24 protein-coding genes are annotated in these 25,745 nt (G+C 52.1%); 12 read left to right on the plus strand and 12 right to left on the minus strand.

Features of this window, described 5'->3' with window-relative positions; translation table 11 throughout:
• Both G9Q73_RS13930 and G9Q73_RS20760 read left to right on the plus strand, forming a co-directional pair.
• Positions 1 to 488, plus strand: a 488-nt coding sequence (locus G9Q73_RS13930; protein WP_218649965.1) for a hypothetical protein, incomplete at its 5' end; no start/stop codon positions are given.
• Positions 489 to 517: 29 nt separating this feature from the next.
• Positions 518 to 688, plus strand: a complete 171-nt coding sequence (locus G9Q73_RS20760) for a hypothetical protein (RefSeq protein WP_500814665.1) — start codon at positions 518 to 520, stop codon at positions 686 to 688.
• A gap of 382 nt (positions 689 to 1,070) precedes the next feature.
• Here G9Q73_RS20760 and G9Q73_RS13935 read toward each other — a convergent pair whose 3' ends face one another.
• The 4 genes from G9Q73_RS13935 to G9Q73_RS13950 all read right to left on the minus strand — a co-directional run bounded on the left by G9Q73_RS13935 (position 1,071) and on the right by G9Q73_RS13950 (position 5,677).
• Positions 1,071 to 1,424 carry a hypothetical protein gene (locus G9Q73_RS13935; RefSeq protein WP_177420310.1) on the minus strand — a complete coding sequence of 118 codons (354 nt, stop codon included), beginning with the start codon at positions 1,422 to 1,424 and terminating at the stop codon, positions 1,071 to 1,073.
• A 206-nt stretch (positions 1,425 to 1,630) separates the two neighbouring features.
• On the minus strand, positions 1,631 to 3,883 hold the full coding sequence (locus G9Q73_RS13940; RefSeq protein WP_369408900.1) for a methyl-accepting chemotaxis protein: 2,253 nt from the start codon (positions 3,881 to 3,883) through the stop codon (positions 1,631 to 1,633).
• 82 nt (positions 3,884 to 3,965) lie between these two features.
• Positions 3,966 to 4,883, minus strand: a complete 918-nt coding sequence (locus G9Q73_RS13945; RefSeq protein ID WP_177420311.1) for a type IV pili methyl-accepting chemotaxis transducer N-terminal domain-containing protein — start codon at positions 4,881 to 4,883, stop codon at positions 3,966 to 3,968.
• 233 nt (positions 4,884 to 5,116) lie between these two features.
• On the minus strand, positions 5,117 to 5,677 hold the full coding sequence (locus G9Q73_RS13950; protein WP_177420312.1) for an NUDIX hydrolase: 561 nt from the start codon (positions 5,675 to 5,677) through the stop codon (positions 5,117 to 5,119).
• Positions 5,678 to 5,887: 210 nt separating this feature from the next.
• Between G9Q73_RS13950 and G9Q73_RS13955 the strand changes: the two genes are divergently transcribed.
• Positions 5,888 to 6,541 (plus strand): putative metalloprotease CJM1_0395 family protein, encoded by a 654-nt coding sequence (locus tag G9Q73_RS13955; protein WP_246345271.1) that lies wholly within the window; start codon positions 5,888 to 5,890, stop codon positions 6,539 to 6,541.
• A 54-nt stretch (positions 6,542 to 6,595) separates the two neighbouring features.
• Here the strand turns inward: G9Q73_RS13955 and rimI are convergent, their stop codons facing one another.
• The 7 genes from rimI to G9Q73_RS13990 form a co-directional block, all read right to left on the minus strand.
• Complete coding sequence (gene rimI, locus G9Q73_RS13960) at positions 6,596 to 7,060, minus strand: ribosomal protein S18-alanine N-acetyltransferase (RefSeq protein ID WP_369408901.1); 465 nt, start codon at positions 7,058 to 7,060, stop codon at positions 6,596 to 6,598.
• A complete protein-coding gene (locus G9Q73_RS13965) occupies positions 7,057 to 7,806 on the minus strand; it encodes a uracil-DNA glycosylase (RefSeq protein WP_177420313.1) in 750 nt (249 codons plus the stop codon). Before G9Q73_RS13965 ends, rimI begins: the two co-directional genes overlap by 4 nt.
• A 12-nt stretch (positions 7,807 to 7,818) precedes the next feature.
• On the minus strand, positions 7,819 to 9,369 hold the full coding sequence (locus G9Q73_RS13970; protein WP_177420314.1) for a 2-isopropylmalate synthase: 1,551 nt from the start codon (positions 9,367 to 9,369) through the stop codon (positions 7,819 to 7,821).
• Positions 9,370 to 9,684: 315 nt separating this feature from the next.
• Entirely contained in the window at positions 9,685 to 10,446 is a 762-nt protein-coding gene (gene pssA / locus G9Q73_RS13975) for a CDP-diacylglycerol--serine O-phosphatidyltransferase (RefSeq protein ID WP_177420315.1), read from the minus strand.
• A gap of 53 nt (positions 10,447 to 10,499) precedes the next feature.
• A complete protein-coding gene (locus G9Q73_RS13980; protein WP_369408902.1) occupies positions 10,500 to 11,822 on the minus strand; it encodes a DUF58 domain-containing protein in 1,323 nt (440 codons plus the stop codon).
• Between the two features lie 352 nt (positions 11,823 to 12,174).
• A complete protein-coding gene (locus G9Q73_RS13985; protein WP_177420316.1) occupies positions 12,175 to 12,927 on the minus strand; it encodes a hypothetical protein in 753 nt (250 codons plus the stop codon).
• 584 nt (positions 12,928 to 13,511) lie between these two features.
• Positions 13,512 to 14,324: a hypothetical protein gene (locus G9Q73_RS13990; protein WP_178941514.1), complete on the minus strand. Its 813-nt coding sequence runs from the start codon at positions 14,322 to 14,324 to the stop codon at positions 13,512 to 13,514.
• A gap of 204 nt (positions 14,325 to 14,528) precedes the next feature.
• On the opposite strand from G9Q73_RS13990, the gene G9Q73_RS20550 reads away from it, so the two are divergent.
• The 9 genes from G9Q73_RS20550 (at position 14,529) to G9Q73_RS14035 (ending at position 24,709) form a co-directional block, all read left to right on the plus strand.
• Positions 14,529 to 15,650, plus strand: a complete 1,122-nt coding sequence (locus tag G9Q73_RS20550) for a 6-bladed beta-propeller (RefSeq protein ID WP_177420318.1) — start codon at positions 14,529 to 14,531, stop codon at positions 15,648 to 15,650.
• A 223-nt stretch (positions 15,651 to 15,873) separates the two neighbouring features.
• Complete coding sequence (locus G9Q73_RS14000; RefSeq protein WP_177420319.1) at positions 15,874 to 16,482, plus strand: cytochrome c3 family protein; 609 nt, start codon at positions 15,874 to 15,876, stop codon at positions 16,480 to 16,482.
• 64 nt (positions 16,483 to 16,546) lie between these two features.
• A complete protein-coding gene (locus tag G9Q73_RS14005) occupies positions 16,547 to 17,179 on the plus strand; it encodes a c(7)-type cytochrome triheme domain-containing protein (protein WP_177420320.1) in 633 nt (210 codons plus the stop codon).
• A gap of 1,005 nt (positions 17,180 to 18,184) precedes the next feature.
• Entirely contained in the window at positions 18,185 to 18,793 is a 609-nt protein-coding gene (locus tag G9Q73_RS14010; RefSeq protein ID WP_177420321.1) for a cytochrome c3 family protein, read from the plus strand.
• Positions 18,794 to 18,857: 64 nt separating this feature from the next.
• The gene (locus G9Q73_RS14015) at positions 18,858 to 19,490 is read left to right on the plus strand and encodes a c(7)-type cytochrome triheme domain-containing protein (protein WP_177420322.1); all 633 of its coding nucleotides are present in this window, start codon (positions 18,858 to 18,860) and stop codon (positions 19,488 to 19,490) included.
• A 54-nt stretch (positions 19,491 to 19,544) separates the two neighbouring features.
• Entirely contained in the window at positions 19,545 to 19,883 is a 339-nt protein-coding gene (locus G9Q73_RS14020; protein ID WP_177420323.1) for a c(7)-type cytochrome triheme domain-containing protein, read from the plus strand.
• A 71-nt stretch (positions 19,884 to 19,954) separates the two neighbouring features.
• A complete protein-coding gene (locus tag G9Q73_RS14025) occupies positions 19,955 to 21,907 on the plus strand; it encodes a hypothetical protein (RefSeq protein ID WP_177420324.1) in 1,953 nt (650 codons plus the stop codon).
• Positions 21,904 to 22,911 carry an NHL repeat-containing protein gene (locus G9Q73_RS14030; RefSeq protein WP_177421459.1) on the plus strand — a complete coding sequence of 336 codons (1,008 nt, stop codon included), beginning with the start codon at positions 21,904 to 21,906 and terminating at the stop codon, positions 22,909 to 22,911. The genes G9Q73_RS14025 and G9Q73_RS14030 overlap by 4 nt, the downstream gene beginning before the upstream one ends.
• A gap of 259 nt (positions 22,912 to 23,170) precedes the next feature.
• Complete coding sequence (locus tag G9Q73_RS14035) at positions 23,171 to 24,709, plus strand: cytochrome c3 family protein (protein WP_177420325.1); 1,539 nt, start codon at positions 23,171 to 23,173, stop codon at positions 24,707 to 24,709.
• A 398-nt stretch (positions 24,710 to 25,107) separates the two neighbouring features.
• Here G9Q73_RS14035 and G9Q73_RS14040 read toward each other — a convergent pair whose 3' ends face one another.
• Positions 25,108 to 25,437, minus strand: a complete 330-nt coding sequence (locus G9Q73_RS14040; protein ID WP_177420326.1) for a c-type cytochrome — start codon at positions 25,435 to 25,437, stop codon at positions 25,108 to 25,110.
• Positions 25,438 to 25,745: the final 308 nt, after the last annotated feature.

Raw genomic sequence — 25,745 nt, forward strand, 5'->3', positions numbered from 1 at the left:
TTGATACTTCGTTCGGTGCATTATTGCTCTATTACGTCGCATTAAAGCAAAATAATATTATAGAACAGACGTATATGGTTAAGAGCGCCCCACTAAGGTCGCTACCCAGACTCCTGCTTATCATCCTGCTGGGATTAAGCATGGCTGGCGGCATTACTATCATTACCAGCCATGAAGCCGCTGCGGATAGCTATAAAAAACCAAATCCACCGCCTAAAAAGAGCAACAAGGCCAAAAGCACCACCACTAAAGCCAAGGGCGTTAGCAGTTCCTCGAAGAAGGCATATTCAAAAACACCAGCAAGAAACTATAAGGAAAAATCTCAAGTTTCATCTCTTAACCAATCCTACAAAAAATTTAAAAACTACCCCTTTCCAGTAAGCAAGTTTAATCTCGCCGCCAAGAGCAAATGGTCCACCCAAAGTTCATCAAAGGTTAATCATGAACTTACCAAAGAAGGCACCCCAACGATGCAAAATTTACCTTAACATTCGAAAATATTATTGCCTACGATAGCATGGGACATAAGATATGGAGTGTAACCGAGTCTAGCATGACACCAGATCCCTTTAATGGATTACGATACGATAGCAAGCTAGAGAGCCCAATTGCTTTAACATGGAATGCCAAGAGATATAGAATTAATATGAACAACGGAGAATTATCAACCATTGACACAGGATATTAAATTATTAAATAAAACTTTTGATGACAGGCACAATTTGAAAAATCGATAACTGTCACCCCAAGTTCAGGTCTAACTAGTGTCCATCTGGAAACCCACATCTAACCACAAAGGACACGAAGAGCACGAAGGTAAAAGATTGATTAACCATCAATTTTCTTCGTGTTCTTCGTGCGCTTCGCGGTGAAAACAGTGTTTCCGGATGGGCACTAACTAAAGAAACTGTAATAATTCCGTGTAACTAACTTTTATTTGTCCTCCTGCTGACCAGCTTGCCGATTTTTATTTTACTCTAGCATATTGTAAAACTGGATTAGGCGTCCTAAATCGATTTTAATATACTGGTAACAAATCTAAAGCGAAGCAGCAAGCTTGCTAAAGCACGCTAGGTTATCTGTCCTGCCTTAAAGAGAGGCTGGTAGATACCGATGCCTATCAGTGCTACCCAAAAAGCAAACACTGACAACGACAAAATGGCCGCCCAGACCCCACCGTGCGTCCATTTTGATGGGCTATTGCTACCAGTAACCCAAAATAGGGGTGCCAAGAATGTCAAAAACGCCGTTGTCCATTGGTACTTCTCGCACGCAATCTTTGAGGAGTACGGCAATTTCGCACCAAAGTCCACATAGAGTTGCTGAATAGATTCGGCGTACGTTATTCCAGCAGCCAGGACACCCACAACCGGTACGACTATCACAACCACACCCACCCAACGCAGGATTGTGTTTTTAGTCATCTGTCTGAAACCTTCATGCGTTTTAACTTGACAGTTACCGTCGGCAGGGGAAGGGGGCGAAGTCGGTCAGAGCACTCCCCTGCCCCCCCTCCTATGCTCTTCTATCCCCCCCCACTCTAACCTTTCACTGTTAGAGGGAGGGAACTATCGTGCTTCCGGACATTCATTAGGGTAGACGGGAGGGGGGATCGGGAAACAGGTCGGTCCTACACCTCAAACCGTGCAACCATGCCATTCACCTCTGCCGTCTTATCCGACATGGATGCGGAGGCGGCTGATGTCTGCTCGGCCAGGGCTGCATTCTGTTGGGTCATCTCATCCATCGACGTTACGGCTCTGTTGACTTGGTCGATGCCGGCGGATTGCTGTGAGCTGGCAGCGGCAATCTCGGCGATGATATCGCTGACCTTTTTCACTGCGTCGACGATCTCTTCAAGTGTGCTACCGGATTTATCCACCAGCTCTGCGCCCAATTGAACTTTTTCACCGGAATCCTTGATCAACTCTTTGATCTCTTTGGCAGCAGTGGCGCTGCGCCCTGCCAGGTTTCTGACCTCTGTGGCGACCACGGCAAAACCTCTACCCTGTTCGCCGGCACGTGCCGCTTCGACAGAGGCATTCAGTGCCAGGAGGTTGGTCTGAAAGGCAATCTCGTCGATGACACCGATGATCTCGGCGATCTTGGTGCTTGAGGTATTGATGGCATCCATCGCCTGCACGACCTGGCCGACCACTGCGCCACCTTCTTCAGCTTTGTTGCGGGCGTTTGCAGCAAGCTGATTGGCCTGCTGGGCATTGTCGGCATTGTTACGTACGGTGCTGGTCAGCTCCTCCATTGAGGAGGCGGTCTCTTCAAGGCTGGAGGCCTGTTGTTCGGTGCGGGCGCTGAGGCTGTTGTTGCCGGCAGAGATCTCGTCAGCGGTGGTGCGCATCTCATCCATCGACTCCCGCAGCTCACCAAGGGTGCCTCTCAGGTTGTCGAGGGTGCTATTGACGTTGCCTTTCATGACTTCAAAGGAGCCGTGATATTGTCCTTTTACGGGGCGGGTCAGGTTGCCTTGGGCCATCATGGACATGACCTCTGACAGATCCTGAAAGATCAGTTCGACCTGTTCAATGAGGGAGTTGATACCTCCCCCCAGTTCTTTGAAAAAGCCTTGTTTGTTGTGGGTTTCGATGCGGCGTGAAAGGTCCCCTTCACGGGCCGCGGCTACGATTGATTCGACTTCAGCCTCGACAGCAACTTCAGCGGTTCGTTCTGTCCACTCCACAGCGGTACCCAACCGTTCCCCCTGTGGGTTGATGACCGGGTTGGCGACGGTGCGCATGGTCCTGCCGCCAATCATGAACTCCGATTCATAAGGCTTTTCGAGGTTCTCAAGCAGACTGGCCTGATGATCAGCATGGCTGTGCAATGTGTCGATGCTGCTGCCCAACAGTTGGTCGGACTGAAAATCCGGCAGCTCCTTGCGGAAGTCGGCTTCGGCTTCGCTGAAGAGTTTGTCAGCGGCAAAATTCAGATAGATGATGTTACGTTCATTGTCGGCCATCATGACGCTGCTTGATACATTGTCCAGCGCCATGCGGATACGGGATGCCTCATCGGCACGTTGCTGGGTCTCATCGATATTTCGTTTGAGGTTTTTGATCATCACCTTCATGGAACGGCCCAACTGACCGATCTCATCCTTGCTTGTGATATCGACTGTCTGGTTGAGGTCACCACTAGCGATGCCTTTGGCGATCTCATTGGCACGATTCAATGGTTGAGTGATGGCGCGGGTGAGTAGCACGGCTCCCAGCAGAGAGATGATCGCAGTGATGAGTAGAACACCCGCGATGGCATTGCGTGAAACACTGATCTCACCACTGAATGCTTCGGAGAGATTACGGATATCCTGGTTGGCTGAAACCACGCCGCTGCTCAGCGCTTTGACCTTTTTCAGCTCGCTGGCCAAGGCCTTGATGCTGGCAACCTGGGCGTCGATGTTTTGCGCAAACTCGGCCATCTTGCCGACCGTGCGTGAGACGCTGATCAGGGCCTCACGGCGCATGGTCTCCTCGATATCGCCGACTGCATCAGTGACGTCCTCCAAGGCATAACGGGCATCACCTTCAGGTAGTTCCTCCGCTGTTTCGCTTACCTCTTCTACCAGTTCTTTCATGGTAGACGAGATGCCTTTGAGTTTGCGCTCAAGCACTTTGACATGCATGTTGGTGCGGCTGATATCGTCGACGACCGCGAGCATACCCGCTGATATCTGGGCGAGGTTGTTATCTGCCAAGGTGATGTTCTCTTCAGCGGTACGTGAATTATCAACACCGGTGGCTGATTTCGTCACCACGTCGCTAAAGCCGCCACTCAGGCTGCCAAAAGAGAAGAATGTCAGTATCAGTACCGCAAGGAGCAGAAGGCTGACCGTAATGCCTCCTCCCAGCAATTTTAATTTAATGGTCACCTTTTACCTCGTCCAGAATGATTGAAGATGATGAAACAAGCAGGCAATGGAGCCGCATCTGCTCCATCGCCTGGCGCCCATGTCACTTCGCGGCTTCTTTCTCGTACATGCCGACAGCCTTGTTCATCTGCTTGAGCAATGGCAGGTTGGTTGCGGCCAATACTTTGATTTTGTCTTCAGGGATTTGGGTGGTTTTGTGGTCAGCACCATAATCGATGATGGGTTTGAACTTGGCCCACAAGCCGCTCACCACCCCCAGTTGATCGCGAATATGCTGTGGCTTGGTGCCGGGCAGACCCAGGGTCTCATCGCCATCGAGCAAGCCCTTGAGGGTACGCTCGAACAGTGTACTGGTCTCAAGCAGAGCCAGCTTGCTGTCATCCTGTTGATAACCATAGGCAACAAAAAGAAATTCCTTGCTCATCTTCTGGGTCAGCATACGCTGCTTGCCCGACAAGTTGAGGGTGGCAGCCAGGCCGGGGGCGCTTTTCAGACCGCCTTTTTTTGCATCCTTTTCATAGAGTCCTACCGCTTTATTCATCTGTTTGAGCAGGGGTATGTTTTTAGTCGCAACGAAATCAACCTGCGCCTTGGTGACCGCTTTACTGGCGATGATCTCCTTGACTGTCGGGTAGAACTCAGCCCAGATGGCATCGATTTTATCGAGCTGGCGCAGGATGCGACCGCTGTTGGTTGGTGGCAGGCGTAATTCGTCACTGCCATTGCGCAGTCCCTTAAGGGTTTTATCGAAGAGTACCGAGGTTTTTTTCAGGTTGGTGATGTTTTGTTCTTTTGCCTCATTGAGGGCCACGAGCATGATCTCCTTGCTCATTTTCTGGGTCAGCATGCGCTGTTTGCCTGACAGGTTGAGCACCACGCCATACTCGGCAGAGGTTGGGCCTGCCGCCTGCAGGTTGAGGGGAAAACTGGTGATAGTGGTGAGTAGAATCAAAAGAAAACCGATTCGGTTTGATCGTGTGAGGCGCTTGAGAGCTAACATTTGCAAATTCTCCAGAGTGGTGGATCGCAGAGGACGTAGCTCACTGTTGATCACGCCCCTGCGGCAATCAGGTCTAACAGAACTGCTATCGGCTTATTTCCCCGGGACTTTAGGTGATTTGCGTAGAAACTTCCTGTCCGCATCTGTCAGTAGAATATTGCCTGGCGGGAAGATGGCTTTCATCACCTCAGACAACGAATACTGATCGGAAACAAGGGGTAGGGTGGAGCGAATCAAGACGCTTTGCTCTGTAGGATAGAGCGAACAGTCTCTGGTGCATTTTCCAATTGTCGAACGCGTTTCCACAACCTGTTGGGGGCATTTTCATAAATAGTGAGTAACTTGCCCGCAGCCATCCAAACCAACTCACGCCGTTTCTTAAATCGGCCTACCGTATCGGTCTCCCATTCCCGGTTCAGCACTTCGATATCCCGGTACGGAAATTCGATAAAGAACGTTTTCCACCGTTTGGGGGTGAGAGGATTTCCAGGTGCCCGCCTACACCACCAGTCTGGATGAACCGAAAGTGTCTCATCAAACAGAGCCTCAACTATTGGAGTCTGATTCATTACCCTTTCAGCAGTGCGACTTGCCTGCTGCAGGTCATCGGAGAAATACATTGTTTCGGTTTCTTCGATAAACTCCCGTATAGCGGTCTCCCGACAGTCTTCACCCACTCCCAGACCGCCCCCGAAATCAATAAGATAGCCTGTCTTTCTGCCGGTAAAGGTGGTTTGGAACAAAAAGTAGACTTTGCAGTCGCTTACCGCAAAGGGGATTACGCCAGCACCCATCTCTTGTTCCCCCACGCTATTCCCAATGCTGAGTTTTTTATTCTAGGTTAATCTTCGTCATATGGAAGGAGATACGAGATCAGGGTTGCGCAAGGAGAAGAAAAGGAAGTGGTAGGGCGAATATCATTCGCAAACGAACAGACATCAAGAGATGGATCCCGCAGATTTCTCTATACTCGGGGTAGATCTTCTCCGAACCCCATTTTCGCCATGATCGAACCAACGGCCGCCGCCACTTCTTTGAACCCTATGTTGACCCCGCAGATTCAGCGCCAACAGGCGGAAAGTGAAACGTCTGCCGAAGGGACACAACAGGTTTCGGACTCCCCCCACCAATCCTCCCGGAGTGACGAAAAAACCGTTTCCACCAATGAGCCAAAACCGACACAGACCACCGATGAGTTAGGCACAGCTGAACTACGGTTGATACAGGAGTTGAAAAGCCGGGATCAGGCCGTCAGAGCCCATGAACTTGCGCACCTCGCTGCGGCGGGACAATTCGCCCGTGGTGGCGCCCAGTTCGAATACAGGGTCGGCCCGGACGGCAAGCGCTATGCCGTCGGCGGCGAGGTGAGTATCGATTCCTCCAGGGAAAGCGACCCGCAACAGACACTGGAGAAAGCGGAGACTATACGCCAGGCGGCGCTGGCCCCCGCCGATCCCTCCAGCCAGGACCGCCGCGTGGCCATGCAGGCAACCGCAATGGCGGCCCAGGCACGGGGGGAGATTGCCAGGGAGCAGTCACAGGGAGAGACAGAAGCAGGCAATCAACAGTCGTCTTCAACGGCCAGAGGCATCGGCCGGTTGTTAACGGTACAGTCCGCCGACCAACCAGACCCTGTGTTGATCGACATGAGTGCCTGAGATTCATAAAGTGTCATGGTGCGCACAGCGCACCCTACGATCGAGTAGCCCACCTCAAAGCGGCAACGCCATCACCATCGCATCTTCCCGCCCCTTTGCGGCAGGATAGTAGCCGCGGCGCAAACCCACCTCGCAGAAACCGATACGTTCATAGAGTTTCAGTGCGCTTCGATTACTGATTCGCACTTCGAGAAAGGCAGTGTCGGCCCCACGCTGCCTAGCCAGTTTCAACAGCCTGTCGGCAATCTTTCGTCCAAGCCCCAATCCTTGATATTCAGGATGGACACAGATATTGAGCAGATGACACTCATCCAGTACAACCGACATGACACCGTAGCCGATAATCCTCTCATTGAGACTGAGCGCCCAACAAGAGTAACCTGACCTCAGGCAGTCCCTGAAGATACCCATGCTCCAGGGATGCTCGTAGACCAGCTCCTCGAGTGCCAATACCTCATCGAGATCCGACTGGGCCATGAGCCGGAGGTTGAGCAACGGTTCATCAAGTTGCGCGCTCACTGTTCGCGCAGCAAGGATAGCGCCAACTGCAGATCCTGCCAGGATTTTGCCTTCTGCTCCGGCGAACGCAGCAGATAGGCTGGATGATAGGTCACGACCAGCGGAATGGCAGACTCACCAAAATTGTGGATCCGGCCCCGTAAACGACCGACAGGAATATCGGTCTTCAGCAAATTATGGGCGGATACTGCGCCCAGGGAGAGTATGATCTTGGGTTGGATGAGCGCAATCTGCTGCAACAAAAAAGGCTCGCACTGCAGCGCCTCCTCCTGTTTGGGATTTCGATTACTGGGCGGCCTGCACTTGACGATGTTGGCGATGAACACCGCTTCCCGCTGAAACCCCATCGCCAGCAGCATCGCATTCAACAACTGCCCGGCCGGGCCGACGAAGGGTTCACCCTGCCGATCCTCATCCTCGCCGGGAGCCTCCCCGATGATCAGCAGGTCAGCCTGGGTATTGCCGACACCAAATACGGTCTGGGTGCACCCGGCCCGCAGGCTACAGACGGAGCAGGCGCTTACACGCGCCCGTAGATCGCTCCACTGATCCGCTGCGGACTCAGCCGCCGGCGCTGTTGCGACTGTTTCCACCGCGGCACTCTCACCGGCAGTCCGTTCAGGAGCCGGCAGAGACTCTGTCTCAGATACAATCACTTCCGGGACAGCCGCAGCCGGAGGATCACGGCGCTGCCACACCGTGACCCCCATCGCTGTCAGATAGGCTTTGCGCCGGGCCTCTTCCATGGATTCCGGCTGTTACACATCCCCGGACTGGGGATGCGCCTTCTCCATGGGTTCCAGGATCTTGTTGACCGCATTGATATAGGCCTTGGCGGAGGCGATGACGATATCGGTATCCGCCCCCTGACCATTGACGATATGACCATCCTTTTCCAGTCGCACGGTCACTTCACCCTGGGCGTCTGTACCGCTGGTGATATTGTTGACCGAATAGAGCTGCAGTTCGGTGCCACTCTCCACCAGGGCCTCGATCGCCTTGAATGCCGCATCGACGGGTCCCCCTCCGGCAGCACTGTCGGTCATCTCTTCGCCATCGATACAGATCACTATGGTGGCGTGCGGAATCTCACCGGTTTCCGAGCAGACCTTGAGGGATACCAGCTTCACCCACTCGTTCTCCGCCTTGGATCTTGCATCTGTCACCAGCGCCTGCAGGTCTTCATCGAAGATCTCATGCTTTTTATCGGCAATATCCTTGAAACGGGTGAAGGCCGAGTTAAGGTCCTCCTCCGCCTCGAAGCTGATGCCGAGCTCTTCCAGACGGACACGGAACGCATTGCGGCCGGAGTGCTTGCCGAGGACCATGCGGTTATGGCTCCAGCCTACATCTTCAGCGCGCATGATTTCGTAAGTCTCGCGTGATTTGAGCACACCGTCCTGATGGATGCCCGCCTCATGGGCGAAGGCGTTGGCGCCGACGATCGCCTTGTTGGGCTGCACCGGAAAGCCGGTGATATTGGAGACCAGCTTGGAGCTGCTGACGATCTGGGTGGCATCGATATTGGTGCTGCAGGGAAAGACGTCGGCGCGGGTACGCACCGCCATCACAATCTCTTCCAGCGAGGCATTGCCTGCCCTTTCACCAAGGCCGTTGATGGTGCACTCCACCTGCCGCGCCCCGTTGGCCACCGCCGCCAGCGAGTTGGCCACCGCAAGCCCGAGATCGTTGTGACAGTGCACGGAGAAAATCGCCCTATCGGAGTTGGGGATACGTTCACGCAAGGTCCGGATCATTTCGCCGAACTGGTGCGGTACGGCATAACCCACGGTATCGGGCACGTTGAGGGTTGTGGCGCCGGCATCGATCACCGCTTCGAAGATACGACAGAGAAAGTCGATCTCGGAACGACCGGCATCCTCTGCGGAGAACTCCACGTCGTCGGTGTACTGACGGGCTCTCTTCACCGCGCGTATCGCCTGCTCGACCACCTGATCGGGCTGCATGCGAAGCTTCTGCTCCATATGGATCGGCGAGGTGGCGATGAAGGTGTGGATGCGCGCCGAATTGGCGGGTTTCAACGCCTCACCAACGCGGTCGATGTCCTTGTCCAGGGCGCGGGCCAGACCACAGATGGTGGAATCCTGCACCATCTCAGCCACAGCTTTTACTGCGTCAAAATCCCCGGCACTGGCGATGGGAAAGCCCGCTTCGATGACATCCACCCGCATCTTCTCCAGTGCTTTGGCGATGCGGACCTTCTCGTCCTTGGTCATCGAGGCGCCGGGACTCTGCTCACCATCACGCAGGGTGGTATCGAAAACGATCAATCTGTCTGGGTTATTCATAGTTCTGCTCCAACCACGATCGCCGGAGAAAGGCTGAATCGGGATTTGAATCTAAATCTGTTTGGAATGCTCTGCTGTTGCGTGTTATTTCGGCCCCCGCCGGGGCGCTCTCATGTATGCCCGTCAGGGCAGCAGTCGCAGCAGCAGGCTAAAAAGGAAACCAGGCAGGCACGCGTCACCCGCCCCATGAAGGGATGCGGTAATCTGCTGTTGGCGCGCGAAAGAGATCATCTATCAGTTTCCAATGAAGATAGATCGAATATAGCGCATGCTTTGGGGTATGCCAAGCCATGAAATTCGACCCTGCAGTTTTTTCTACTTCTCATCCGACAGGTTGGATCGTTCCGCCCGTCTGCTTCGCAGTTGGATCAGTGTCAACACGGGACCGGAGATAGCATAGATCAGGAATAGCGCAAAAAGCACTGAAGGCGGATGGGTGAGCACGATGGCAAAACTCAGGGTCACCGCGACGATCACAATGAATGGGACCTTGCCGTGAAAGTCGATCTCTTTGAAGCTGTTATAGCGAAAATTACTCACCATCAGCAGACCGGTCAACAGGGTCAATATCGCCGCAGTCCAGCTCAGACTTTCAGCGCTCATCCCATAATCCACGCCGAGCCAGACCGCACCCGCAATGATAGCTGCCGCAGAAGGACTGGGCAGTCCCTGGAAATAACGTTTGTCGGCAATGCCTATCTGGGTATTGAAGCGCGCCAGGCGCAACGCGGTACTGGCGGTGTAGACAAAAGCGGCAATCCAGCCAAATTTACCCAAGCCTGTGAGCGCCCAAAGATACATCACCAGTGCCGGCGCAAGCCCAAAGGCCACCATATCCGCCAAGCTGTCGTATTCTGCGCCAAACTCTGTCTGGGTATTGGTCATGCGCGCCACACGACCGTCGAGGCCATCCATCAGCATCGCCACGAAGATTGCCACTGCTGCCGGTTCAAAGCGGTTATTCATAGCCGCAAGAATGGCATAAAACCCGGAAAACAGTGTCGCTGTGGTAAACAGGTTCGGCAGCAGATAGATACCGCGTCTGCGTTTTTTGCCTTTATCCGGAGATGATTCCATGGTTCTCACAATCTCTTGGGGAGTCATGACTCAGTATAAGTTGAACAGGAGGATCACAACACCCCTGTCGCCTTTACATCCAGGTAGGTATTGACCAGTTCCACCGGGAGTTTGCCGGGCACGGTGTCGAGCAACAGTGCCCCCTGATGACGTAGACTATCATGGGTCAGGGAACGGTTTGAGAGATAGTCGACCACCGATTGAAAAGTCAGCGCACTCTCAAAACCCTCTACCGGCTGTGACAAAGTCTCATCCAACGAAGTCTCCCGTAGGTCCGCCACCACCACCAGATGTCGCCTTGTGAGCAAGGCCAGGGCACGAGAGAGTTCAGCACGATCATCATCCCGGCTGTTGGTAATCAGAATCACCAACGCCCGCCGACGCTGCAGGGAAGTCAGCTCACGGGCAGCCGCCATGTAATCCGCCGCCTCCAAGGTCGAGTCGAGATCATAGGTGCGATCCAATAAACGGCGGATCAGCCCCCCCCCCTTGGCCGGTGGCTGCCACCGCTTCTGCCCGCCAAAGGCGAGAAAACCCACCGCATCCCCCTGTCTCGCCGCGACATAGGCAAGCAGCAGCATGGCATTGAGCGCATGATCGAGATGGGCCCCCCCCCCATCCATGTGACGCATATGGCGACCGCAATCCAACAAAAAGACAAGTTGTTGATCCCGTTCGTCCTGATACTCCTTAGAGATCAGGCGGCGGTAGCGGGAACTCGCTTTCCAGTCGATCTGCCGCATAGTGTCACCTGCGCGATACTCCCGCAGTTGATGAAAATCACTCCCCTCTCCCCGCCTCCGTCGGTGGCGCACTCCCAACTGGCTCAACTTGTTGTCGGTGGCAAGCAGGGTAAAATGGGCAATCTCGCGGAAGTTGGGAAAGACCCGCACAGTCTCCTGCAGCGGCAGATGTATCTTGCGGCGCCAGAGGCGTAGTGGTGAACGTAGAACGATATCACTGCCGTTGAAGTGGCCATCTCCCCGTCGCTCAGGGAGGATGCGGTAAACCAGTGTCGCCGAGCGGCCTGCCGGAAGTTTAAATTCACGAGACTGCCCTTCCACACCATAATCAGGAGGATGAAAATCATGTACCACCAGACTGAGACCATGACCACTGCGATTCTCCAGCTGCAGTTCCACCGGCGACCATACCCCCACCGGAATACTGCCGCGCACCCGGCGGGTTAACTTTGGTGGAACGATACGCCGTGCCTGAAAAAAATCGAGTAACATCGTGGCAACCAATAGTGCTGCTGCGCTCTTCCAAACCAACCCGAGCGCCGGCTGAAAAGCGGTGATCAGTGCCAGAATCAGCAACGCCAGAACAAGATAGACTAAGTTACGATCCGGGGTCGTGGAAAATAGGGGACGCACCACGTTTTCCTCATATCGGTTGTTATTTGCTAAGGTAAAATACTATATATGAAAAAATGGTCACGGAGGACCATCATCATGCCAAGACGATTTCGCAGAAAATGATTACCGATTCTACCTTCAATGGTTGCGGAAATATGCCAAGAAAACGGACTGCATGGTTGATGAAATCAGAAAGGCGACAAATGGAAATTTTGCGTTAGGGAGTGAACGTTTTAAGAATAGCGTAGAAAAAATGTTGGCAAGGCGTGTAGTGCCGGGTAAGCCGGGGAGACCGCGGAAAGACCGAGATAGTTGACTAAAAACGTGGTGCGTCCCCTATTTCTGGTGCGTTTCCGCTTATTTCATTTCCCTATCGAGATGCCAGTTTCGAGCAGAAGGAAACATAATAGACACCCATAGTGCTGAGCCCATCAATTCCCATAGCACAATAGTAAGGTCTCGCCTCCTTGGCATAGGGATCTATCCCCTGTTTTTCGAGTTGTGCGGCCACGTCTTCCAATAAAATCTCTCCGTTATCGCTAACAGTTTCGTCTTCATTCACCGGGTCGACAAATGTCTGTGGCTGACTATTGAGGGAGGAATCGATTGTAGTTTCATATTGTCGATGTGCATATTGCAGTGTGGATTGAAGTTCTGCAAGGCTTGCATCGAGAAGTGGACTTTCACTGGCCTTCGTTCTGTCCACATCATTTTCCAATATGCTGATTGCCTCTTTCTGAACCAAGGGTCTGATTGATGGATCCAGATCATCTATGCGTTTTGCCAGCTTGAGCAGGAGATCAGGTGAAAGTGAATCGAAGAAGTCAGGATTCGATTCGAGTATCACGGTTTGACCTGCCAGTAACTCGACCTCATCCAGCAAACGCTTTGTATCATACGTTTGAATTGTTTGCCCCCATTGAGTGGTCACGGAATAGGTATAACTATTTGCTGTTGCAAGAACATAAGGCTCTACCGCAGCAACGGGTGTCACCACAAACAGGCTAACAACAAAATGTGCAATTTTGCACCTGTTGAGTATAAAATCTACATGTTTCAGTGTTGCAACGTTTCCGGTATTCATCCTAAGTAGCGTTGCGAAGATGTTATGTAAGACTTTCATGGCTGCACCTGCTGATTATATTTCCGTTACCCAGAATATCGGTGCCATATCAGGACTTCTTCAGTCGCCAGTTCACACTTCTCCCGGTATTGGCGCACACATTTTTTTTACTCCCCGAAGAAGTGAGAATAAGTTCATGATTTTTACCGAAAATGGGTAAAAAAACGTACTTATGCCAACGTGTTATAGGAAATAAAACCGTGCAGGCAGGGAACAGGATTCATTTTCCATGCCTTGATTGAGTTGTTATTGATCGATTTCTGACGACAGCAGGAAGGTACTTCTGATCGTTGGGAAGATATGGACTAGAGAAGAGATGCGGGGGGCTGTTCGAGTGAGTTTAGTCTATCTGCATAGACGCTTGGGGGGCTGTCGGTTTTACCGACTCCAAAAGGAATTTGGAAGGCTTCTTGATTGAGATTCTGCTGATTGGCAAAGCCATGGAGCTGGCACAACTGGACACCATAAACCGGGATTGTGACTCGGCGTCACGGCCGACAAATGGTGTCTTGTTTGCGTTGGCTTGGACCTAAAACAGTTACGCGCCTTGACGGGCCAAGGCTCAATTGTCACCACATTCTAAATCAGGGGGCCACTTTACTTTGCGAAAACGTTGTGTTTTCGAGTATGACCTTGTACGTGTAGCCCGAACCGAGATCGATGTCACTCCTTAGCACACCGCTGGCAATTACCAGGTCGCCGGGTGAAACCAGCTCGGAAGAGGTTGCAATCAACTTGTTGTTCGGCTTTGTGCCGGTACCATCCTGCAGAGTAATCCAGTTCTTGCCCATGATGTTCTGACTAACCTTAATGACTCTTGCGCGCATGCTTACTGACTGGTCTTTCAGCTGGGCCGATCCTTCAAGGATGTCGGCAATCGTCTTGCCGGCAGCCAGCGGGGAGATCTCTCCTAGTGCGGGCGCCTGAACTGAAACAGATTTTTGAAACACCCTATTTTCAGTTCCATGGCCTTCCGCTTCTATCGCTGCACGGTGAACGCTGTTCATATCCTGGCCCACTCGGTGGGCCGCCTGCACAAAGAAGATCGACTCAAACGTCCTGTCCAGGGTTCTGCTGTGAAAATCCCTCATCTCCATGCCGCCGCTGAATTCGACCTTGTCTCCCGCAGCCACCGGCAAGCGGCTGGTTGCAATCCATATACCCAGTTCTTCGAGCCGCAAGTAGGTATAGTTCCCCACGTCGATGACTTCGGCCACGGTACCTGTTCCTGAGCCCGCTTGTTCCGCTGCGGTTGTTGTTGAAATCAGCAGGACGCAAATCATTAATATCGATATTATGAACTTCATGGGAAAGCCTCTTGGTTCCTGCTTATAAGTAAAGTCGCAGCATGGCGGCTTAATAAATTTGGACGTGGTCTTTTCTCGACTAATAAGCAACTCGTCGCACCAGCCGACAGGGATTCAACCCGCATCCAGAAATACTTATTCTTCTCACTAAAATATACCATCTGCCGGCAAGCAGGATAAACCTTGACCTAGGCACCGGATACATACGTGCTAGGCTAACATACATTTAAGCGTACTTGACAAGCATTCCAAATACATAAGTACTGGATGATGCCCTACCTTGGGAGTAGAAAAGTGAATCTTGAGTTGACCAAACGTTCTTTGAAACCCATGTTGCAGTCTGGTTTTCTATTGGCAGCTGTTGTTAGTGGCATGCTGCTGGTTTCCGGGTGTGCCACCCACACGCCAACCCCGGAAGCCAAGGTAATATCACCTGAGCAATTTGTGTGGCCCGCGCCCCCGCAACAACCCCGCGTCCGCTATCTCGGCAGCCTGAAATCCCTCGAAGACGTGGCCGGCAAGCCACAGCAAAACCTGCGTGACAGGCTGCTCGGTAAAAAGGAGGGGGAGCACCGCAGCCTGATTAAACCTTACGGTGTACACAGTGATTCGAAAGGACGGGTCTTCGTCGCCGACTCCGGCATCGCTGGCCTGGTGGTGTTTGACATCGAAAAGAAGGACCTCTCCTTCTGGGGTGTCAGTGGACCGGGAGCGCCGCGCAAACCGTTAGGTGTGACATCCGACGCACAGGGCAATGTCTACGTCAGTGATGTCATTGACCATCGAGTGGTGGTTTTCGACAACGAAGGCAACTACCTCAATGCACTGGGTGGGCAAGATATCCTGATTACACCGGTAGGCATGGTTTTCAATGACAGAACCCAGCGCCTTTACGTGGTGGACTCCAAGAAACATCAGATCATCGTATTCGACCGTGAAGGAAATGTGGATTTCACCATCGGCCAGCACGGTAGCGAAACCGGCAACTTAAACTCCCCGACCAACATCGCTATAGATGAGGAGGGCCGCCTTTATGTAGCCGACACCTTGAACTTTCGCGTTCAAATATTTGCAGCGGACGGCACCCATATCAGCACTTTTGGCAATATTGGCGACGGTAGAGGTGATTTTAGCCGCCTGAAAGGGATAGGGGTGGACAAAGAAGGACACATTTACGCGGTCGATGCCGCATTTAATAATTTTCAGGTCTTTAGCCAGGAGGGGCAGCTGCTGCTGGTCGTTGGCCAGGCCGGTACCGGCCCGGGAGGGTTTTACTTACCGGCGGGCGCCCACGTGGATAAGAACAACCGGATATTTATCGCCGATCAGTTTAACACGCGGATACAGATGTTCGAATACCTCGGAGAATCAGACACACCCCCACCACCACTATCCACAACTTCCAATGATCCATAAAAGATAGGGTAATACCCCCATTGATGATTGTCATTGACTATCATAATATTCCCATTGCGCCGGTGGGACTATATTCCCAATCAATACATAACAAAAGACGCTACCGGACGCCGTCAGAAAATGCATTTGAAGACAGCAACAGTCACAAAGCAGCTAGAAGTAAGCTTGCAGTTAATAAAAAAGCATAGGTGCTCCATATTCAACCGTATAGGGAGTTTTTACCATGAAAAAGAAGTTGGCGGCCTTAGGTTTTCTACTTGTATCCTTAGTCCTGTCTGGCATGGCAGTTGCGGCCAGCATTGTCGGCTCAAGTCATGACTTGACTGGTACAGGTGTTTCAGCATCCGTTTGTGTGTTCTGCCACACGCCTCACAACGCAAGCACTACGAATTTAACAACTCCGTTGTGGAACCGTGTTGACACGACCTCAACTTTCCAAATGTACGACAGCCCCACGTTCGATATGAGTCCTGGCGCGGGTTCCCAGCCGGCTGGCGTCTCACTGGCATGTCTAAGCTGTCATGATGGAAGCCTTTCCGTGGATCAATTACTCAATCAACCTGCCGATTTTGTCGCCAACGCAGACACTGTGGGCGGACTCGGAACCGACCTGCGAAATGATCATCCGATCTCCTTTGGTTACAACGTTGGTTTGGATCCGGCTTTCGAGCCTGCTGGTACCGTAGTTGCTTCCGGGCTGCCATTGTTTGGCACTGCCGGGGATCAGGTCGAATGCGGAACCTGCCACAATGTACATGATCCGGCAATCGGAAAATTCCTGCGCATAAGCAATACAGCCAGCGCTATGTGCGTGGCCTGCCACATTAAGTAACGGCTCAAGCAAACCGAGCCGTATGCATACTAAAGCGGATAAGTTGAAATATGGAGCCAGGGCAATGCAAATTGCCCTGGTTCTTACTAGTGTGCTGATCATATCCTCTTGCAGCACTCAAACCCGGCAGTTATTTTTTGATATCCAGCCACCCACGCCCGAGGAGCTGGCTGAGAAAAAGCAAAAAGAGGAAGCTGCACTGGCTGCATTGCAAGCCAGGAATAAACAGAAAAACCAGCTGACTGGCACTGCGGGCATGTCATTCGGTCGATCTGATGATAATCGGTCGCGACCGGAAATCGAGTCAGTCATGGATTGGAAAAAGGCACAGGAGATGCTGCCAAAGGATTACAAAAAGGGCATCGACTGGTCCGCCGCGCTGGAACAGGGTCTGATACGACCGCGCATCGGGGACGATCCCCGGGCAGAGTGGGCCTCCGCTTTCCAGTGGGACTTTATCATCAAGGCTAAAAAGCCTAAGAACCATGCATATTTCCCGCACTCTGCCCATACCGAGTGGCTGGGTTGCAAGAATTGTCACAACACCTCTCTCTATCCCTATAAAAGAAATCCAGCCACGATGAAGGAGATGAAGAAAGGTGCATCCTGCGGTGCCTGTCATGGCAAGAAGAAAGTTGCTTTCTCCCTGAAGGCGTGCAAGCGCTGCCATCTGAATAGGAAGAAGAAGAAAAAGTAATGCTTTTGCCGTTTGTTCTGGCGGCATGCCGATACATGCTGTAAAGGTAGGTGTATGCGTACAAATAGTCTCATTTCAGTCTATCTATTCCTGTTGGCAATCAGCTCAACGTTGGGAGCCGCTCCCGGGGATATCCAATATGAACGCGAGGGGGGGGGATGCCGAAGAACTGAAGACATTTCCACCATCCATCTTTCCGCACTGGATACACCGGATCAATTACCGTTGTGACGCATGCCATAACAAGCTGTTCGAGTTACGTGGTGGACTCCAAGAAACATCAGATCATCGTATTCGACCGTGAATGGTGGATTTCACCATCGGCCACACGGTAGCGAAACCGGCAACTTAAACTCCCCGACCAACATCGCTATAGATGAGGAGGGCCGCCTTTTATGTAGCCGGGACACACCTTGAACTTTCGCGTTCAAATTATTTGCAGCGGACGCAGCCCATATCAGCACTTTTGGCAATATTGGCGACGGTAGAGGTGGATTTTAGCCGCCTGAAAGGATAGGAGGGATAAAGAAGGACATTTACGCGGTCGATGCCGCATTTAATACCCTTCAGGTCTTTAGCCAGGAGGCAGCGTTGCTGGTCGTTGGCCATGCCGGTACCGGCCCGGGATATTTTATTTACCGGCGGGCGCCCACGTGGATAAGAACAACCGGATATTTATCGCCGATCAGTTTAACACGCGGATACAGATGTTCGAATACCTCGGAGAATCAGACACACCCCCACCCCACCACCACACTATCCACAACTTCCAATGATCCATAAAAGATAGGGTAATACCCCCATTGATGATTGTCATTGACTATCATAATATTCCCATTGCGCCGGTGGGACTATATTCCCAATCAACACATAATTAAAGACGCAACCGGACGCCGTCAGAAAACGCATTAAAAATAGCAACAGTCACAAAGCAGCTAGAAGTAAGCTTGCAGTTAATAAAAAAGCATAGGTGCTCCATATTCAATCGTATAGGGAGTTTTTACCATGAAAAAGAAGTTGGCGGCTTTAGGTTTTCTACTTGTCTCCTTAATCCTGTCAGGCATGGCAGTTGGGGCCAGCATTGTCGGCTCAAGCCATGACTTGACGGGTACAGGTGTTTCAGCCTCGGTTTGCGTGTTCTGCCACACGCCTCACAACGCAAGTACTACGAATTTAACAACTCCATTGTGGAACCGTGTTGACACGACATCAACTTTCCAAATGTACGACAGCCCCACGTTCGATATGAGTCCTGGCGGGGGCGCCCAGCCGGCTGGCGTCTCACTGGCATGTCTAAGCTGTCATGATGGAAGCCTCTCCGTAGATCAATTACTCAATCAACCTGCCGATTTTGTCGCCAACGCAGACACTGTGGGCGGACTCGGTACCGACCTGAGAAATGATCATCCGATCTCCTTTGGTTACAACGTTGGTTTGGATCCGGATTTCGAGCCTGCTGGTACCGTAGTTGCTGCCGGACTGCCATTGTTTGGCGCTGCTGGGGATCAGGTCGAATGCGGAACCTGCCACAATGTACATGATCCGGCAATCAGTAAATTCCTGCGCATAAGCAATACAGCCAGTGCTATGTGCACGGCCTGCCACATTAAGTAACTGCTCAAGTTAATCTCACCGCATGCATACTAGAGCGGATAAGTTGAAATATGGAACCAGGGCAATGCAAATTGCCCTGGTTCTTACTAGTGTGCTGATCATATCCTCTTGCAGCACTCAAACCCGGCAGTTGTTTTTTGATATCCAGCCACCCACGCCCGAAGAGCTGGCTGAGAAAAAGCAAAAAGAGGAAGCTGCACTGGCTGCATCGCAGGCCAGGAATAAACAGAAAAACCAGCTTACAGGTACTGAGGGCATGTCTTTCGGTAGATCTGATGATAATCAGCCGCGACCGGAAATCGAGTCAGTCATGGATTGGAAAAAGGCACAGGAGATGCTGCCAAAGGATTACAAGAAGGGCATCGACTGGTCCGCCGCACTGGAACAGAGTCTGATACGGCCGCGCATCGGGGACGATCCACGGGCAGAGTGGGCCTCCGCTTTCCAGTGGGACTTTATCATCAAGGCTAAAAAACCTAAGAACCATGCATATTTCCCGCACTCGGCCCATACCGAGTGGCTGGGTTGCAGAAACTGTCACAACACCTCTCTCTATCCCTATAAACGAAACCCAGCCACGATGAAGGAGATGAAGAAAGGTGCATCCTGCGGTGCCTGTCATGGCAAGAAGAAAGTTGCTTTCTCCCTGAAGGCGTGCAAGCGCTGTCATCTGAACAGGAAGAAGAAGAAAAAGTAATGCTTTTGCCGTTTGTTCTGGCGGCATGCCGATACATGCTGTAAAGGTAGATGTATGCGTACAAATAATCTCATTTCAGTCTATCTATTCCTGCTGGCAATCAGCTCAACGTTGGGAGCCGCTCCCGGGGATATCCAATATGAACGCAAGGGGGGGGATGCCGAAGAACTGAAGACATTTCCACCATCCATCTTTCCGCACTGGATACACCGGATCAATTACCGTTGTGACGCATGCCATAACAAGCTGTTCGAGATGAAAACCGGCACCACCCCCATCAACAAGGACCTGATGAAGGAAGGAAAAGTTTGTGCCGTCTGCCATAACGGCAAACAGGCCTTTGACGATGGTTTCGAGAACTGTAACCGCTGTCATATCAATGACGAGAAATGATCAACATGGTTCTGGGCGAGACCATGCCAAGAATCATGAAGTATCCGGGTTATTCCTGGTTAATCTTCACGATGATCGCGCTGTGGACCACAAATAGCTCGGCCCTGTCTTGGGAAGAACTGACCTTCTATCCCACTAAATTCGAGGCACTTGTCGATTTCGACGGCACCAACAGACGCAAAAGCGGCAGTTCACGGGAGATCGAGTGGAGAGCCGGTGTGCGTATCGAACAGAATGGCTATGTTCTGGATCCCGGGATCGCATTGTTTCATCTGGACATTGAACCCATGTACACATGGGGCGATTTCGAATCCAGCGACACGAGTCGAGACAGCAGTGGTGAACTCCTCAATTACCTACTCCAGCTGAATCTGTTCCGAGAGACGCCGGGGCCGGTTGGCTTCGACTTGTCCGCACAACGGAGCACGAATTTCAACACAGGTTCCCTGGGTAGCCGAATCGATAATGTGATCGACACCAAGCGCGCGACTGTTAACTGGAAAAACCTTGCCTTCCCCACAAATCTCACTTACGAGGAGAGGTCACTCGAAGAGGAATTTCGATCCAGTCTGAGCAGTGCCGTATCTGAGCGTGATGAAACACTGAAGAGATGGATCATCAAAGGGCGAAGCAGCAAGCTGGATTTACGTCTGGAGCACAAGTCCCTGGACGACCGAACCAACCGTGATCAAGACTACGACATCGATGAAGGTAACATCTCCCACCACCTGCCTTGGGGAAACAACAGTCACCTTCGATCACGTTTCGACTATTACGACCGCACCGGCTTTAACGCCAACAAACGCCTGACATTTGATGAGTTCGCGCGTATACAGCATACGCCGAATCTGTATAGCCGCACTTCCTATCATTATCATTCAATCAAGCAGAACATAAAAAATGTAGAACACCGCGGCATCTTCGAGTTGAATCATCAGCTATATAAAAATCTGAATACGAAGGCCCATACAAACATAACTTCCCGCAACTCAGACAACATAGACGAAGACAAATGGCTAATCGGACTGGATGGTAAATACAATAAGCAGGATCTGTTCGGTGTCAGTGTCACGGCAGGCCTGGGAGGCTCCTACCAGGAGACCGACCGGGTTTCCAATCAGGGAGTGGTGGAGGTCATCGATGAGAGCCACGTTGTACCCCTGACTGGCTCGGTAATCCTTAACCAGCGCTTCATTCTGACAAGCACCATCATTGTTACCGACGAAACCGGCACACTGGTATACACGGAGGGTTCCGATTACACGGTATTCCCTCTTGCAGGGGACCTGACCCAGCTGCAGGCCATTCCCGGCGGACGAATCGACACCGGCGACACCCTCCTGGTGAGTTACCAGGCGCAGCCGCTACCATCACAGATGTTTTCCACTATCCGCACCAACTACAACCTGGGCATCGACCTGGGCTGGATGCGCTTTTCCCACTCCGACAACATATCGGATGACAAACTCATGTCCGGTGCCGGTGAGAGCTTCCTCAACGATACCCGCAACACCATTACCGACATCGAATTTCGTGCGGAACTGGCATCCATCGACACCCTCGTGGGGGCCGCGCGACGCTTCACACTGGCCGGTGGATTCGAATCCACGACTTACACCTCTCGCCAAGTGCTATCCTGGACGACATCCAGTAACACAAGTTCCAGGGGGATTCAGTGGAACCTGAACGCCACTCAGTCTTTCACCGAGCAGGAATCTCTGGATACCGACCTGTACCGCATAGAGCTATCGGCCAATTGGCGACCCTATGCGAGACTGTCAATCCATCCCATACTGGGTGCCTGGAAGCGGTACGACACTGGGGATACCATAAACGGTGGCCGTAGGGATGACGAATTCATCACAGCCGGCGTCAGAGGCAGCTGGCGGTACCGGGAACTCGATCTAAGCTTCAACTATCACCACGACCGCCGAACAACCTCGACCTATGCACAGCCAGCCGGCAGTACAACCGAGTCCATCGAGGACAGGCTGATGTTCACCCTGAGGCGAAGATTCAGATGACCAGACGATGGAGTTTCCTGCTGGCGCTGTTACTTGGCGCCTGTGCGACAACCGGCCCGGAGACGCTTCCCAAACCCGGCGAGACACCACGCATGGTCTGGCCAGCAGCACCGGAGCAGGCGCGAATCGAATTAGTTGCATCGTTCAGCAGCGCGGAAGATCTCGGTCTGCGCAAACCCTTCTTCCGCAGGATACTGGATTTCCTTGCCGGCAGCGATGATCGCCGCCTGTCCCGTCCCTACGCGGTCGCCGTCAATAGCGAAAAGGTCGCCGTTGCCGATCCTGATACGGCGACAGTGCACCTGTTCGAGATACAGAAAAAAACCTATCAACAACTTGATCGTGCAGGAAAGCAGCTTTTCGCATCGCCTATCGGGGTGGCTCTCGGCGGTGACAGGCTGTTCGTAGCCGATTCCAGGTTGAACAAGGTGTTTGTCCTGGACTCCAGCCTTGAGATATTAAAGGTTCTGGAAGATTTCCAGCGTCCGACCAGCCTTGCATTCGACCCGGTACGTCAGCGTCTCTACGTGACCGACACTCCGGCACACGAGGTGCAAGTCTTTGATCAAGATGGCGGACTCCTGTTCAAGATCGGCGAGCGCGGCGAACAAGATATGCAATTCAATTATCCCAGCCACTTGGCATTCGCCAATGACCGCTTGTTCGTCAACGACACGATGAATTTCCGTATCCAGGTTTTCGATCCCGATGGCCACCATCTGATGACCTTTGGAAAACATGGAGACGCATCCGGCTATTTCACACAATCAAAGGGCGTGGTGGCTGATTCCGATGGTCATGTCTATATTGCCGACGCCCTGGCAAACCGGGTGCAGATCTTCGATCAGAACGGTTCATTCCTGCTGGAATTTGGCAATGCCGGTGACGCCCCCGGCGCTTTTCACATGCCGTCCGGGCTGGCAACATGGAATGATAAAATTTATGTGGCGGACTCCTATAACCAGCGGATCCAGGTTTTCCGATACCTGAAGGCGAGTGACTGATATGCGAAGAGTATCTGTATTGTGTATGTGTCTTCTGATTGTCCCGGCTGCCACCGTGGGGGACGTGGCAACTACCGTGCATAACCTGTCGTCCTCGGGACCTGGGACAGGGGCGTTTAAGAGCCTGACTGAAGATCGGATCTGTATTTTCTGCCATACGCCCCACGCGGCCACGCCCGATACGCCTTTATGGAACAGGCTCTCCACCGGAGGTTATACCCCTTATCAAAGCAGCACCACGGACGCAGCTGCAGGAAATATGAGTTCTTCTTCAGATTTATGCCTCTCCTGCCATGATGGCACCATAGCCTTGGGTGACCTGGTCAACCCTGGGACTGGGGTTACCAACGACCTGAGCACCACATTTCTGACCGGCCGGGCTCTCATTGGCTCCGACCTATCCAACGACCACCCGGTCGCAATCGTCTACGACCCAAACTTGCTGGCCACCGACCCGGATCTGCTCTCCCCCGCCGTCGTGGATCTTCCACTAAGAAATGGTGAGCTGCACTGCTCTTCCTGCCACGATCCACATAAGAACATACATCCGCCTTTTCTTCACAAGTCGACGCTCAACGGTGAACTATGCATCACCTGTCACATACCAACGGGGGCAACTTGGGATTGGACAACCAGCTCCCATGCCACATCCCTCGCCTCACCGCCCGTGGGGACCGATCCCTGGTCCGAACGCAAACCGGAATGGGTGGGGCAGAATGTACGTGAGAACGCCTGTATGAATTGCCACACGCCGCACAACGCGGCGACACCGGTGAGACTCATCAAAGATCAGGAGGAACAAACCTGTTACCTTTGCCACGATGGCACCGTGGCACAGGATATTCTCGCAGAAGAACTGAAATTTTCTCACCATCCGGTAGAGATGACGCCCAATCTGGATCACGATTCCGTTCGAGCGGAGAACCCTCTTACCATGTCATTCCACGTCGAGTGCGAAGATTGCCACAACCCACATGGCAGTTATAGTTCTCCACCAATGATCTCCTTCAATCCCTCCAACCCAGCGGATACAAACCACACGACGGCGCCATTCGTCAACGGCAGCATGGTGGGTGTGACAGGCATTGACAGCGGCGGAGCTGTGAAGTCCGAGGTGGATTACGAATACGAGGTTTGTTTCAAGTGCCACGGGGTACCCGGAAAGAGTGCATGCGATAACCAGCGCTGTTCGACTGCCACTGGTTACAGCATGACCCGTCAGGACGGTGTTTACAACTTACGCGACAAGGTTGATCCCGGCAATCCGGCACTGGTTTCTTACCACCCTATCACAGCCAACAACCCTTTCAATAACGGCGAGGTCCCCAGTCTGCGCACTGACACTCCCCTGGATACGACCAGCAGCCTGATCTACTGCAGCGATTGCCATAGCAGCAATGTTTCGCCCGCCGCTGGCGGAGTGGGGCCAGCAGGTTCCCATGGATCCACGTACGAAGGCATTCTGGCACTGCCTTATGATTTTGATCCACAAACCGCCACTTCCGCAAACAACCTCTGCTACAAATGCCACAATACAGCCAGCTTAGAGGTCTCTTTCATACACCGCAAACACGTGGGCGCAAACACTACCTGCATCAACTGCCACGACCCCCATGGCTCAGCGAAGTTTCCCCACCTGCTCAACTTCCTGACTTTTGCCAATGTCACAGGACCCATGGAGATCACCGGAACCGGCACCTTTACTGAGCCAACCTGGGTAGATAACGGGCAGTACAGTGGTACTTGCTATTTGGTCTGCCATGGAAAAAAACATGATGGATGGTCATACCGCCCCTGACGTGGTTAAGGGTTTTGTTGTACCAAAGCGGTTGATAGATTTGTATACTCAGTTAAATACTGTTGATTTAACTGAGGTTGAGAGGGATGACAACAATCAGCTGCATCATGCCTGGATTGTATGAGTCCTAATGATTCTTAACAGCAATTGACAGAACAGAAAAGCAGCCTGATAAATACAACATCTTTCCTGCTAACTACCGATACGGTAGTCCACACAAATCAGCCCCCAAACTTTTACTAGATCCTGGACTGTTAGCCTCAAGTTGCTGTCTAAAATTCACGACATGCGAATATAGTTACTTTGGCATAGAGCAGTCTAACTAGGATCTGTAGATTGGAGGCTGATTGTGAATTTATGGGTCAATAGTCGACTAGACCAGACCCGGTTTAATCATATCACTTCTTCGGGGGCGGAGCTGGCAGCGTAGCATAATAGGCGGCAACGTCAGCCATATCCTGTTCACTGAGATCCTCGGCTTCCATGTCTTCATTTTCGTCGACCCGTTTACCCGACTTGTAGTCCATGAGCTCCTGGATATGTTCTTTTGGATCCATTCCGGCAATCGGCGGATTATCTTCGTCGCCCAGGCCATCGTCACCGTGGCAGTCCTCACAATCTTCTTCCGCCAGCTTCTTGCCCTTGGCAACATCACCGGCAGCCTGGACACTGGCAACCGCAAATATGGAGACGAACATAGTGGCAACAATCAATTTCTTGATCAACATATTACACATCCTCCTCTAGGATTATAGTTAAGCTATCGTGTGAGCCCGTCTTTATTCTCAATTATCTGCATTGGCCGCCGAGCATGTATTGTTAAATACGATAGCTTTATAAAAAATAGCTGCACTTATACTAGCAGTCAAGTATTCCAAAAAACCAATAAACGCTATCACCTTATCTACAACCTAGTTTTGTAAACACTTAAATAGTGTCCGTCCGGAAACTGGTTAAAACCACGAAGCGCACGAAGTACACACAACTGCATGGATGCAGAGCAACTCAAGAAACTGTTGCCGAAAGTAGATTTGTA

The sequence above is a fragment of the endosymbiont of Lamellibrachia barhami genome (genome assembly GCF_011947365.2).
Lineage (GTDB): Bacteria > Pseudomonadota > Gammaproteobacteria > Chromatiales > Chromatiaceae > QGON01.